The organism is Marinitoga sp. 1135, from assembly GCF_013363245.1.
GTDB lineage: Bacteria > Thermotogota > Thermotogae > Petrotogales > Petrotogaceae > Marinitoga > Marinitoga piezophila.
The window spans coordinates 19,884-32,783 of record NZ_LBEZ01000025.1 but is presented as its reverse complement, the minus strand read 5'-3'; the positions used below and the strand labels follow the sequence as shown (position 1 = coordinate 32,783).

Sequence of the window (12,900 nt, the reverse complement as noted above, 5' to 3'; positions counted from 1 at the left end):
CCCCCAAATAATATTAATAGTTATATGATAATTTTAATTTTTATTTAAAAGAAGGTTAATTAAATCTCCCTAAGATGATAATATCCTTATTTTATTTTTAATTCAACCTCAAAAATCTCTGAAATTTATCCAATATTTCCAATAAAAATTAAAATACTCTTACTTTCTTAAATTTTCGTATAATTTATTATTTTTTTACATTTTGTAAAGAGAAGATAAAGTTGTATAATTCAAAACTAAAAGGGGGGATTTTTTTGTGTAGAATGATTGGTTATTCATTTAAAAAAAATGAAAATATAAATTTTTTGTTTAATCATTTGAAGACTATGGCGAAGGATGGAATTAAAGCTCCTCATGATGATGGCTGGGGGATTGCAACTTTTGTTTCTGATAAGGAAGTGGTTTTTCATAAATCCATGCAACCGGTTTTTAATGAAGATGATTTAAATATAGAATCATACCTTGGTATGATTCATGCAAGGAAAGCTTCTGATAATCTTGAAAAAACTTTTTTACAGTTGCATCCATATTTTATAAAAGATACCTTTTTTTCACATAACGGGACAATATATCTCGATAAGATAGATAATGTTTTTGGTACAGATAGCTTTGAATATTTTAAGGCTTTGTATGATTTTAACAATTTCAATGATTTAAAGGAAAAGATTAAGGAGTTTATTTCTAAAAATTCTTATTCGGGTATAAATTTCTTAATGATTAGAAATAATGAATTATATGTATTTTGTAATTATACACGCACAGAAGATTATTTTACTCTGTGGTATACAGAAAATGATACAGGGTTTATTGTTGCTTCTGAAAAAATGGATAATTCATTTATCCCTTTTGAAAATGGTATGCTGGCAAAAATAGTTAATGGAAAAATGGAAAATATTCTTTATATTTAATTAAAAAGGGTTGTTCTTTCGAACAACCCTTTTTCTTTTTATTAAAATACAGGACCAAATCCAAATGCCCATTTAAATTTATTTTCTTTATCAAATACACCTTCAAATCTAACTGGACCTATCATTGGTAAAGTAATTTTTATACCAGCGCCATATGCCCATAGAGGATCATAATTTAGATTGTCCCCAGCATTTCCTATATCAAAGAATATATATGCATCTACTGGAACTGCCTCTTTCTGTATTTGATATTGAATTTCAGCATTGTTTAAATACATGATATTTCCTTTTCTTTCTGAGAAATTATATCCTCTTACTGTATACATTCCGCCTATATAAAAATCGTATAGGTTAAAGTCATCTTTTACATATCCTGCTTTTAATCTGTCAGCAAATGTAAATTTGTATAATGTATAGAATTCTTTAAATTCTGTATATCCACCATAATAATATTCTTCTGTGTTTGATATATTTAAACCACCAAATGATTGTAATGTATAATATGTTCCATTATATGGTCTAAATGGATAGTCGAGACGTGAATATGTGTATCCCAGACCACCTGAAATCTCTTCTTTTTTGTCTATTATTAGTGAATTGTATTTTGTTTTACTATAACTTAAATTCATATTTAAATTATTAAAGCTATTAAAGCTATATGATGGAGAAAAGCCTATTGAAAATTTATTTGTTACTGTAGCTAATCCGCTTATATTCTCTTCGGGAATACCTGCATTTTCATCATATAAACCATAATTGAAGTTAACTTTCATGGATAAAGGTGTATTATTTATTTTGGTAATACCATAACCCAAATTGAATAAATATGTTTTTGAAAGAGGATTTATATTTGTTGTTATATTGTAAGATTGTCCATATCCAAGAGGATTTTTCCATTGTAATTCTAATTGACCAAAGAATCCCATATACCATGGTGCATTTTCAGGCATGGTATATGTAATACCACCTACAAATTTTCCAGGTTTGTTTTTTTCTGTAATATCAATTTTAAAGTCTATTTTGTCTTCGTGTTGAGCATACGGATATACATTTACTTTATCAAAAAACCCTGTTCCTGATAAAGCATAATATGTATCCTGAATTGCTTTTGTAGTAATAACTTTACCTGTTTTGAGTTTTATTCCTGAATTTATTAAATAGTCTTTTGTTTTCTTTTCTGGAGATACATTTATATCGATATTTCCAACTTTGTATTCCAATATTTTAATAATAAGCTCTCCATTTTCAAATGATGTATTTATATTAACAAATGGATATCCAGAATTTGTATAATATTCTTTTAATCTTTTTATTCCATTTAAAACTGTTATATTATCTACTGTTGCATTATTACTAATTCCAACTTTATTCAATTGTTCTAATAATTCAAATGTTTTTAAACTTTCATTATTTATAATTTTTATTTGTTTTATCTTTTCCGGTTTTTCTATGATTTTTTTTAATTCACCACCAATTACCAGTACAAGATCTCCTCCTGGAGTTTTTGAAATATTTGTGGCATTCATGGTTATTTGTGTTTTTTCAGAAAAGTATGGTAATTCTCTTAATTTCTGGAATATTTTTTGCATATCTTCCATTGAAGGATATGTTTCTTTTGAATCTTCCCTGAATAAGAAAAACTTATTTTCCCAATCTTTTCTAAATTCAAAACCAAATTCTTTTTTTAATTCTTTTTTATCAAGTTGAGAAATTTCATCCTTTAATTCTATATCCCAGAGATCATATTCTTTTATTACATATACCAATGTATTTTTATCTGTTTCTTTTTTGTCTATCATCGTTGATTCCAATGTCAACGAATCTGAGGAGATTTTTATATTACTTGATATCTCAATGTATGGATATCCCTGTTCATTATAATATTTCTGTATTTCTCCAAGCCCTTTTTTATATTCATTTAAATTTAAAGGTAATTCTTTTTCAGTATAAACTTTTGTGGCAATTTTGCTTAAATCCAATAATTTATCTCCAAGAACCTTAAATTCCACTTTTTTTACAACAGGATTTGTTTTGAAAGTAAAGGTTAATTCACCACTTTCTTCATCATATTTATAATTTATATATGAAAAATATGGATATTTTTTTTGAATACTTTCAATGGCCAATTTTAAGTCTATATCTCCCACTATAGAACCATCTTTAATATCATAATCACTTAATACTTTTTCAATATCTTTTTTGAGGAAATCAACATTTCCATCATATACAACTTTCTTTACATTCATAAGAGCAAAAACGTTTAAAGCTCCTATAAGAAACACAAGAATCAACAATAAGCTTTTCTTCATCTAAATACCTCCCTTTATTTCTTTTTCCAGTTCAATTATATATTTTTTTAATGTCATTATTTCTTGCGGTTTTGTTAAATCAAAGTTATCATTTATTATTTGAGAATTTAAATAATATCCTTTTTTTTCATAATATCTATAAATCTCCCAATTAAATTCATATGACATGGTTAATACATTAATCAGCATTGATGGGATATCACCTATTGGCTGGCAATCTATATTTTCGAGATTAAAATCCGCTATTACAGTTGTCCCAACGTCTTTTTTTGAGTTTATTATAAAAGTTCCATCTGTTTGTTCCAATGATTGTTTTAAAAATGCAAGTCCTAATCCGAATTTTTTCTTCCTCTGTTTTTTAGTAGTATAAAATGGATCAAGAGCCTTTTTTAATGTCTCCTGATCCATCCCTCTTCCATTATCTGAAATTGTAAATCGAAAATGATTTTTTGTTTCAATGATTATTAAATATCCTTTATTTCCTCCAGATTTAACTGCATTTTCACCAATATCCATAATATGATCTGCTATTGTTCTTAAGGTTGCCAAAGTGGTTCCACCTTTCCATTTAATAATGCTTTTTTAAATTCTTCATATGTTCTTCTTTCCGATTCTATTATACACGAAGGTATAAGCTGTTCTGGAAAATGTGCATCGGTGTTATGTATAAATCTATTAAATCCCAATTGTTTTGCCATCTGTTTTTCTTTTTCAGATTTTACTTCTACGATTTTTATATTTATATTCTCAGGAGGTAACCCAAGATTTGTTATCAAACCTGCATATCTAAATATATGCGCAGGAATAAACATACTTTCATATTTTTTAGATAGATTATAAACCTCTTCTATTGTTAAATCTGTTGAACTGCCTAAATACGGCGTCTTAATTATTTCTATTAACTCACCTTTTTCATTTGCCAATACCTGATACCCAAGTTTTTCAGGGTCATATTCTTTTATAATAAGTTTAGATTCTATTATTTTACCAAATTCTTCTGCATCATCAATTTTTTTAAAATAAACAAGTATGTGTATTTCTTCCCTGGTTGTAACTTCAATCCCGGGAATAACCTTAACATCTATTTTAGATAAAACGTTTTTATATGTTTTTATGTGTTTTGTTGTATTATGATCAGTAATTGCTATCCAGTTTAAGGTTGTTTCAGAAAATTTTTCAAGAAAAATGTCTGGAGTCATTGTAATATCAGCACATGGTGATAAAACTGTATGTATATGAAAGTTCCCATAAAATTTTGCCACTTTATCACCTGTTAATTAAGTTATATATTTCACCAGTTGTTTCGAAAATATTCTTTTTGCTTTTTAAAAGGGTTATTTGATTTTCTTTTGCCTTTTCAATTGTTTCTTCAGCAAAGTTAAATCCTTCTGGAATTATAATAACTTTTGCTCCAACAATAGAAGCAACAGCTATTATATTAGGATGTGTTTGATGGGTAAGCCATATGCTTTCTTCTGGCGCATTTCTCATTATTTCGCTTAATAAGTCACCTATATATCCATTCTTCACTTCTGTTTCTTCATCATGAACATATATTTTTTCTATATATTCTCTTTTTAATATATCTTTTATTTTCATAAAATCACCCCTATTTAAAGAATAACATTTCTATTATTACCCCTTTTCCACTTTCTGATATTATTGTCATTTTATCAGAAAATCTTTTCATGTTTGGAAGACCCATTCCTGCACCAAATCCCTGCGCTCTTACTTCTTCTGTTGCTGTTGAATATCCTTCTTGCATTGCCAGTTCAACATTTTCTATTCCTTTTCCATAATCTTTTATAAGCAATCTTATACTATCTTCAAGCTCCCAACAATATATTTCACCATATGATTCAGAATGTATTACAACATTTGCCTCTGCTTCATATGTAGCTATGGAAATTTTTCTCACTAATTTTTCATCTATTCCTTTTTTCTTTAAAAATGATTTAAGTCTTGTTGCTCCTATTCCTATTTTTGTGATATCATTATAATCTATTTTAAATTCAAAAGACGCCGTTTTATTCTGTAATATATCTCCTGTAAGTTTGGATATATATTCTTCCATGTTAAGAACCTTTTCACGTCTCTGATCATGTACGTATATACTTCCTAACTTACCAAATAACCATGTTATTACATCATATTTGGTAATTATCCCAACAACCTTCCCTTCATTGTTTAAAACAGGATATCGACCATATTTATGGCTTTGTGATAATTCAACAAATTTTGATAATGTATCCTCTTCATTTATTGTTACTACACTTTTTGTCATCCATTTTAATACAAAATCTGATAAGTTTCCTTTTTCAAGAACTTTTATTATATCTTCAATGCTAATTATCCCAACAAGTTTTAACCCTTTTTTTACAACAGGTAATCCGGATATTTTCTTTATTTTCATAATATCCTTTACCTGTCTTATTGATGTTTCAGGAGTTACTACTATAGCCGGTGATGTCATTATTTCACCTATTTTGGTGTTTGAAAATATTTGCAATAATTTTTCAACTAATTCCGTTGGTTCGCCGGGCATTATAAACTCTCCTCATCTGTTTTCATTGCATCTTTTATTCCCAATTTGTATAATTTTACACAAGCATAAAACATTGAATAATCTGTTGTTAAGAGAGGTATTTCACAATCTTCTATATTTTCTAAAAATGTTTTAGGTATTGTTTTACCTCTTACAAATAATATAGCTCCTGCCTCTATTACAGAGGCAGTGGTTAATGTTTGTGGTGTTGTTAAACCAGTAACAAGCAGCATTCCCGGTGTTGAGAATGCTAAAAAGTCACTCATTAAATCTGATGCTCCTGCAAATTTTATATCTATATCTTTATAATTTTCAGGTATATGTATAAACTTCGCTTTTAGTTCTTTTGCAAGTTCTTTTAGTTTCATTTTAACAAATCCCCTCTATATTCAAATTTCATAAATGCCTCATATGTCCATGGAAGTTTTTCTTTAAATATTTTTGCAACAGCTATTGCGTATTGTTGTATTTCCCATTGAGCATGAGAATCTGCCCTTAAATTTAAGAAATTCATTAAACTTCTTGTATTTACTGTCCAGTAAAACTGCGTGTATTGTCCAACAGGCAAAACCATTCTTGCCATTTCCCTTGCAACACCTAATTCCATTAATTTATTATATGCATTATATGTTTCTTCATATATTTTTTGTATTATATCCAGAGCTTCTCTGGTTAAATTTTCATCTTCAATTTTATTTGAACCCTGTTTATTTTTTGTATCCTGAACTCTGATATGGTCAGGAATATAAAATTCTTCTGCATATTTTGTGGTATATCTTCTTGAGATTTCATTATAACTGCCTATTCTATGTCTCATCCATTGTCTTGCAATAAATATTGGTGTTTTTATATGAAATGTAAATACCTGATGTTCAAATGGACTGTGATGTTTGTGTTCCATTAAATAGAAAATAAGCTTTTTATCTCTTTCATCTGTAGATAACTCTTTTCCGTATGAAACACGTGCTGCTCTTACTGCAGCTCTATCGCTACCAAGCATATCAACAAGTTTTACCAATCCTTTATCTAAAATCTTAATTTCTTCCATCTTCGTTTTCCCCTTCTATTTCATTTTGAAGTTTTTCCATTTCTTTTTTTTCTTTCCATTTTTCATAGAATATTATTATCCCCAATGCCACTACAACAAAAAGAACAAGTGGCAGAACATAATTTAACATAACATGTATTTTAATTTCATTTCTCAAATCTTCTAACGCTTTTTCTGCTTCATCTGATAGTTTTCCATCTATTGTTAATGCTTTATTTAACGATATTCTTGCAAGTGTTTTGTATTTTTCTCTATCAACTTTTAACATTGCAAGAGCCCATTTTGACAATACCCTTCCATTATCAGGTATTATTTGAAGGGCTTTTTTATAATAATTCATTTTTTGTGTATATGTTTCTGATATATCACCCAGTAATTCATAACTTAAAGCAAGTATTTTGGAATTACGTGTATTTGGAATAATTATTTCTTTTAAGGTTTTTTCAGCTTTTTGTGTATCATTAAGGTAAATATAGTAATTAACTATTATAAGCATTAAATCCATTGAAGGTTCTGGCATGTCTATATATGTATGAGCTATTTCTCCAAATAATTCTTTATCTTCTTTATATTTTTCAAGATATCCAGCTATTTTTATATAAGTTTCTATTATTTTTCTATTATCCGGATATGTTTTTACACCGTTTTTTATAAGATTATATGCATCTTCTTTGTTTCCATATATTCTGGATTTAAATAAAAAATTCGATTTATAATAAATCGAAAATGGTGTGTTACCATATTTTTTTTCAATATATTCTATTTTATTTAATATTTCTTTTGCTAATTTTGGATCCCCTGTTATTTTCCATTGTTTATATTCAAATTCCAATAATAATATGTTTATAAGTGGATCATCTGGATATTTTTTTAATAATTCTTTAAATCGTTCTATTGGCTTTAATGTTGTTATTGGATTTACACCGGACATTATATCGAATATTTCTTTTTCTCTGTAGGTTAGAAGATTGTTGTATTTTGCTCTTAATTCATTTGCAGCTTTTAAATACCCGCTATAATTTTTTTCGTAATAGAGTTCAAAATATGCAAATGTTTTTACCGCTACATTTTCAGAATCCATTAATTTTGTTATATCAAATGTTTTTAAATATGTTTCAGCAATGTTTTCAGCATTTATCCCTATAACCACATACACCGTTATTAATAATAATAAGAACGCTTTTTTCATACCATCCCCCTTAACTCTCGCTGTATCCATACATTTGAATTTTATTGTCTATATTCATAAGTTTAACCTTACTAATAGGTTTTTCTGTTGTAAATTTCTTATTATTAATAGTAACTTCTACCCCAGGATATAACATCTTCCTTGCAATTACAACACCTGCATTTTTTGATTCCTCTATCGCCTTTTTTAATTCAAGAATTCTCTTTTTATTTCCTTCTATTTTTGCTTTTAATAATGTTGCTCTATCTATCATTTTTTTAGCATACATTATATTTTCATTTTTTACTTTCATCTTTTTTATTTTTGACATTATGCTGTTTAGTTGTGGAGTTATTGCTTTAAGTTCTTCAGCGTTTTTCTTTGTAATCTCAATAAGTTGTTTATATTCATTATATAATTTAGGATCAATCCCAACTTCTATTACTGTTCCAACACCCATAGGACTTCCTAAATAATATGCATCAACCATATTTAAAGCTTTTATTTCACCACCAACTATTTTGCTGTTGTAACCATCGAGTATAACCTCTTTTGCAGAAGTTACCTGACAATTTATAAGTGATTTATCTATTTCTATTTTTTCTTCAGCTTCTAAAATAGCATTTTCCGCAAATTTCGCTGTAATATTTTTTGCTTTTATAAAACCTTTATTTCCACCTTTTATTCCATTTATTTTTACATTTTTCTTAGATACAACTTTTGCAGCTTCTACTTCTCCATATATTTCTATATCTCCTTCAGCTTCAACAATAAACCCCGGTTTTACTGAGCCTCTGATTACAACTTTACCCGGGAAATTGATATTTCCTGTACTAAAATCAACATCACCATTAACTTCATATACTTCTTCTATTTCAATATGAACTGTTCCATCCATATCTTTGCTTATTCTTAATTCTCCTGATGCCATTGCTATAATATTTCCATCTTCATCTTTATCCACATTTTTTTCAAGAACGACTTTTGCTTTAGGTCCTGGTAATCCCGGTATTTCTTCGCCGGTTACATCTTTCCCGGGTTCTCCCAGCGTAGGTGGATGAATTACCCCTATCTTATCACCTAATTTTACTGTAATTATATTTTTTGCAAATTCCCTAAAGTCTATTTTTTTATTATGGGTTAAATCCTGTTTTTCCTCTGAGAGATCAAAGATTTCAACATATCCAGGTTTACCTTTTTTTGGGGGTATTGCTTCAGCAACAACTATGCTCTCGTTATAGGTTGGTTTGAGAGCCAGTTCTCTTAGAACATCATATTTAATACCATGCTTTATGCCTGCCTGTTGTAAAGCACGCAATAATTCGCCGTCTGATGAAATTCTTCCATCGTATATTAGAGTAAGATATGCTTTTAATCTGTCATCTGATATTTTTATTTTAGTTATAGCCATTTGTTAATCCCCCAGACTTTTTTCTAAAATTAGCAAATTCCCTTCCTCATTTATATCTTTCCACATCATATGGTCAAAAACCTGAGAAATTATGTGTACTCCCAATCCATGTTCCTTAATATCGTCTAAATCCCTTGATTTAACCTCTTCCAGATTTATTTTTTCTCCATAATCTCTAATATATACTTTAAAATTTTTATTTTCAATTTCAAATATTATATCGACTGTTTTTGTATTATCATAATTATAAGTATGTTCTATTACATTGGCTACAGCTTCATTTAAAGCCAATTCCATAAAGAATATCTGTTCTTCATCTTCATAATCATTAAACTTTAAAAAATACTTCATGGCTTCTCTTAAAATTTTTATATACTTCACATCGCTGTTTATAGTTATTTTCAATCTTTCCATACCTATCACCTTTAAATTACTATAAATTTTGATTTCCAATTTCCTATTTTATTTCTACCATTTTTGATCTTTAAATCTCTCGCTATATCCTTTTTTATAATGATTATTCTTGGTTTTAAATCCTTTATTATTTCAAGACCGTTTTCATATAAATATTTAGGATATAGTTCTTCAGGGATTTTCAGAAGTTCTTTGTTCATTAGATGCTCAAAATCAAAATCAAGCACTTTTTTGAGTCTTTCCTTTCTTTGTTCGTAAGACTTTTTTCTTAATTGTTCTGCTTCAATTAATGAAAATTCACATCCACAATATTGTTGCCTGTATATATTATTAGCCTTACAAAATTTTGCTCCCTCTGAAATAGCATTGTTTGATCTGAAATTATTGTAATAGAACATTATATTATACTTGTTGGCCAGTTCATTACCTATTCTTTTTATTTCATCATGGCTTTTTCGGGGGCTTGACAGCAATGTTGTGGAAAATATTTTATATCCTTTTTCTTTTGCAAGTTGAGCTGTTTTTTCCATCCTTTGATACATGCATTTATAGCATCTTTCTTTTTCATTTTTTACATCAACATTTTTCATTAATTCTAAAAATTCTTCATGATTATATTCGCTTTTTAATTCTTTAAATTTCCACATTTTTTTTAATTGTTTAAATGCTTCATATCTTTTTATGTATTCTTTTTCAGGATATATATTGGGATTATAAAAAAAAGTATCGTATTCGATATTTTCTTCTTTTAATCTTTTATGCGCAAGAACAAGATCCGGGGCACAACATACATGTAATAGAATTTTATTCAAACTCTACAACCCCCTTTAATTTGTTTATCTGGCTATTTGTAAGTCCTATATTTTTTAAGTCTTCTTCATTTCTTATTTTTGTGTATTTTCTGTATTCTATAATTTTTCCGGCACTTACCGGTCCTATTCCCGGTATTTCAATTAATTCTTCATATGTAATATTATTTATATTTTTTTTCTCTTTTTTCTTTAAAATGATTTTGCTTTTTGAAAGATATACGTATTTCCTTATTTTTTCATATGTTTTTTCACCTATTCCTTTTATTTTCATTAAATCTTTTACTGATGAAAAACCATATTTTTCTCTGTATTGAATTATTTTTTTTGCTGTTTTAGGACCTATTCCTGGAATTTTTGTTAATTGTGTTTCACTCGCTGTATATAAATCTATTTTTATTTCACCGTTTAATTCTTCTGTTCTTTTATTCCCAGTTTGAATATAAAATATTCCCCCAAATATTGTTAAAAAGAATATAAGACTTATGATAAAAATTGTTTTGCTATTCCTGAACACCATTCTCACCTATTAATGTAAAACTCTTTAAAAATCTATCTTTTACACTTATACCTGTTAATTGTTTTATTTTTTCATCATCTATGCTTTCAAGATAATTTTTGGCAAGGGTTATATCAGGAAATAATCCTGCACAAATTGCAAAATAACTTTTCCCACTGTTTTTAAAATGCCCTTTGTAAACAAAAACAGGAATTCCAGCATTCCTTAATGTTAATGTCGTGAAAAATGCATCTTCTTCTTTTAAATATAATCTCATTTGAACTGTAAATACTTTTTGAATATTATCGTTATTTTTGTTTTTTATGCTAAAATCTTCCGAATATACTGAATATAGGTTTGTTGCTATATTGGTGATAAAATATTCTTTATTGAATTCAAGGTTAGATACACTTTTTCTGAAAGCTTCTTCATAATTCATTAATTTTAATCCACCAAATGTATTATCTTCGAAACTACTTTTTGCTTTTTTTACAAGATAAAAATAATCTATTTTCTGATTTTCATAGATTCCTTTTGGTTTTATATTTAAAAATTTTTCTATTTCTTCTATATTTAATTCGTAGTTCATATTATTTTCTATTTTTTTATTTCTTCCATTACTGGAAATTATATCTTTATCTTTTAATTCATAAATTTTTAATTCGAGATTTTTTATTTTGTATTTTAGATATATTGTATACGAAGTAAGCAATGCGACAAATGTTGGTAATAATATAACCATTATTGTTATAAATATAAGAGCATAATTTTTTTGTTTTTTTATCACAAAAATCCACCTCTAAAATGGTTCTTGATTTCTTTTAAAACTATATTAAGTTCATCATATGTGGTTTTATAATTTATTATTCTTCCTGAGGATGTAAATAAAACAAACTCATTGTTGAAATTTGCTTCGTCAAAATTAAGATATTCTATATTTTTGTATTGTATATCAAAATTCTCTATTAATTCCTTTTTTATTTCTTCAAATAATTCATATTCTAAAAATCCAAAATACCATGACATGTATAACTCTATTAAAAAGCTCAATCCAAAAATATCAAGAAAATTTCTATTAATACCTGTTTTTTTATTATAAAATAATTTAATTATATTTTCCCCCGGAAAAACTTTTGACTCATTTTCTATATAATATACCCATTGTTTCAGAGAATAATATATAAACTCCTCCAGATCTATATCGGAAAAGTTTAATTTTGAATAATTTAGAGCTATTTTAGATATTCTGGAATTTAAAACCCTTCCCAATAGATAAGGAATAACAAATCCTTTTTTTAGTTCCTGCGGAGATAAGCTTTCAAAAAAGGTTGTATCTATTATTATTGCATCAGGATATCCTTTCTGCACTAAAAAATCCTTTTTCCAGTTAAAATTTAAATAATATTTTCCTCTTAACGGTGGCATTATTGCTGATTGTAATGTTGAAGGAAAATATATATATTCATTTCTTCTTTCAAAGCTTTCCATGGTATATCCAAGTAAATCTATTACGCTATATCCTCCTACTATCACAACATTTTTTATATTTTTATCAGATAATTTCATTATTAAAGACAGATATTTATCAAAACTCTTCAAATTTTCATTACCTATTACAGAAATGCTGTTAGAAAGATTTAATTCATCTATGAGTTTTATTTTTTTATCATATATAATGATATTACTTTTCTTGACGTTTATATATTCTTTGTATTTCCCCTTTTTTATTATTATTGGAATACTTTTTCCTGTACCAGGGTTATAATAAATACTTTTCAACATTTCCACC

Annotated in this window: 15 protein-coding genes; 1 reads left to right on the top strand and 14 read right to left on the bottom strand. The window is 27.3% G+C overall.

Annotation, left to right across the window (positions count from 1 at the left end; genetic code table 11):
- Positions 1-263 precede the first annotated feature (263 nt).
- The gene (locus tag XO10_RS09760) at positions 264-908 is read left to right on the top strand and encodes a class II glutamine amidotransferase (RefSeq protein ID WP_254871480.1); all 645 of its coding nucleotides are present in this window, start codon (positions 264-266) and stop codon (positions 906-908) included.
- A gap of 41 nt (positions 909-949) precedes the next feature.
- Here XO10_RS09760 and XO10_RS09755 read toward each other — a convergent pair whose 3' ends face one another.
- From XO10_RS09755 to XO10_RS09690, 14 genes are read right to left on the bottom strand one after another with little or no spacing between them, the layout of a single operon-like run.
- Positions 950-3,217: an outer membrane protein assembly factor gene (locus XO10_RS09755; protein WP_175421443.1), complete on the bottom strand. Its 2,268-nt coding sequence runs from the start codon at positions 3,215-3,217 to the stop codon at positions 950-952.
- A complete protein-coding gene (locus XO10_RS09750; RefSeq protein ID WP_014297407.1) occupies positions 3,218-3,766 on the bottom strand; it encodes an ATP-binding protein in 549 nt (182 codons plus the stop codon).
- The gene (locus XO10_RS09745) at positions 3,754-4,479 is read right to left on the bottom strand and encodes a PHP domain-containing protein (protein WP_175421442.1); all 726 of its coding nucleotides are present in this window, start codon (positions 4,477-4,479) and stop codon (positions 3,754-3,756) included. Before XO10_RS09745 ends, XO10_RS09750 begins: the two co-directional genes overlap by 13 nt.
- Before the next feature lie 4 nt (positions 4,480-4,483).
- On the bottom strand, positions 4,484-4,816 hold the full coding sequence (locus tag XO10_RS09740; protein ID WP_014297405.1) for a hypothetical protein: 333 nt from the start codon (positions 4,814-4,816) through the stop codon (positions 4,484-4,486).
- 10 nt (positions 4,817-4,826) lie between these two features.
- On the bottom strand, positions 4,827-5,762 hold the full coding sequence (locus XO10_RS09735) for a CBS domain-containing protein (protein ID WP_175421441.1): 936 nt from the start codon (positions 5,760-5,762) through the stop codon (positions 4,827-4,829).
- Positions 5,762-6,130, bottom strand: coding sequence for a DRTGG domain-containing protein (locus tag XO10_RS09730; protein WP_014297403.1), 369 nt, complete (start codon positions 6,128-6,130; stop codon positions 5,762-5,764). Before XO10_RS09730 ends, XO10_RS09735 begins: the two co-directional genes overlap by 1 nt.
- Positions 6,127-6,810, bottom strand: a complete 684-nt coding sequence (gene thyX, locus XO10_RS09725) for an FAD-dependent thymidylate synthase (RefSeq protein WP_014297402.1) — start codon at positions 6,808-6,810, stop codon at positions 6,127-6,129. The genes XO10_RS09730 and thyX overlap by 4 nt, the downstream gene beginning before the upstream one ends.
- Positions 6,797-7,999, bottom strand: coding sequence for a lipopolysaccharide assembly protein LapB (locus XO10_RS09720; protein WP_014297401.1), 1,203 nt, complete (start codon positions 7,997-7,999; stop codon positions 6,797-6,799). Before XO10_RS09720 ends, thyX begins: the two co-directional genes overlap by 14 nt.
- Positions 8,000-8,009: 10 nt before the next feature.
- Positions 8,010-9,389, bottom strand: coding sequence for a DUF342 domain-containing protein (locus XO10_RS09715; protein WP_014297400.1), 1,380 nt, complete (start codon positions 9,387-9,389; stop codon positions 8,010-8,012).
- A gap of 3 nt (positions 9,390-9,392) precedes the next feature.
- Entirely contained in the window at positions 9,393-9,803 is a 411-nt protein-coding gene (locus XO10_RS09710) for an ATP-binding protein (RefSeq protein ID WP_014297399.1), read from the bottom strand.
- Between the two features lie 11 nt (positions 9,804-9,814).
- A complete protein-coding gene (locus XO10_RS09705) occupies positions 9,815-10,615 on the bottom strand; it encodes an epoxyqueuosine reductase QueH (protein ID WP_014297398.1) in 801 nt (266 codons plus the stop codon).
- Positions 10,608-11,129, bottom strand: coding sequence for a ComEA family DNA-binding protein (locus tag XO10_RS09700; RefSeq protein WP_050899167.1), 522 nt, complete (start codon positions 11,127-11,129; stop codon positions 10,608-10,610). Before XO10_RS09700 ends, XO10_RS09705 begins: the two co-directional genes overlap by 8 nt.
- Positions 11,116-11,898 carry a hypothetical protein gene (locus XO10_RS09695; protein WP_014297396.1) on the bottom strand — a complete coding sequence of 261 codons (783 nt, stop codon included), beginning with the start codon at positions 11,896-11,898 and terminating at the stop codon, positions 11,116-11,118. The genes XO10_RS09700 and XO10_RS09695 overlap by 14 nt, the downstream gene beginning before the upstream one ends.
- Entirely contained in the window at positions 11,895-12,893 is a 999-nt protein-coding gene (locus tag XO10_RS09690; RefSeq protein ID WP_014297395.1) for a 3-dehydroquinate synthase, read from the bottom strand. Before XO10_RS09690 ends, XO10_RS09695 begins: the two co-directional genes overlap by 4 nt.
- Positions 12,894-12,900: the final 7 nt, after the last annotated feature.

Excerpts from the sequence above, each read along its gene's own strand:
- XO10_RS09735 (WP_175421441.1), bottom strand. The coding sequence starts at position 5,762 with ATGCCCGGCGAACCAACGGAATTAGTTGAAAAATTATTGCAAATATTT.
- XO10_RS09760 (WP_254871480.1), top strand. The coding sequence starts at position 264 with ATGATTGGTTATTCATTTAAAAAAAATGAAAATATAAATTTTTTGTTT.
- XO10_RS09720 (WP_014297401.1), bottom strand. The coding sequence starts at position 7,999 with ATGAAAAAAGCGTTCTTATTATTATTAATAACGGTGTATGTGGTTATA.
- XO10_RS09690 (WP_014297395.1), bottom strand. The coding sequence starts at position 12,893 with ATGTTGAAAAGTATTTATTATAACCCTGGTACAGGAAAAAGTATTCCA.
- XO10_RS09740 (WP_014297405.1), bottom strand. The coding sequence starts at position 4,816 with ATGAAAATAAAAGATATATTAAAAAGAGAATATATAGAAAAAATATAT.
- XO10_RS09755 (WP_175421443.1), bottom strand. The coding sequence starts at position 3,217 with ATGAAGAAAAGCTTATTGTTGATTCTTGTGTTTCTTATAGGAGCTTTA.
- XO10_RS09715 (WP_014297400.1), bottom strand. The coding sequence starts at position 9,389 with ATGGCTATAACTAAAATAAAAATATCAGATGACAGATTAAAAGCATAT.
- XO10_RS09710 (WP_014297399.1), bottom strand. The coding sequence starts at position 9,803 with ATGGAAAGATTGAAAATAACTATAAACAGCGATGTGAAGTATATAAAA.
- thyX (WP_014297402.1), bottom strand. The coding sequence starts at position 6,810 with ATGGAAGAAATTAAGATTTTAGATAAAGGATTGGTAAAACTTGTTGAT.
- XO10_RS09730 (WP_014297403.1), bottom strand. The coding sequence starts at position 6,130 with ATGAAACTAAAAGAACTTGCAAAAGAACTAAAAGCGAAGTTTATACAT.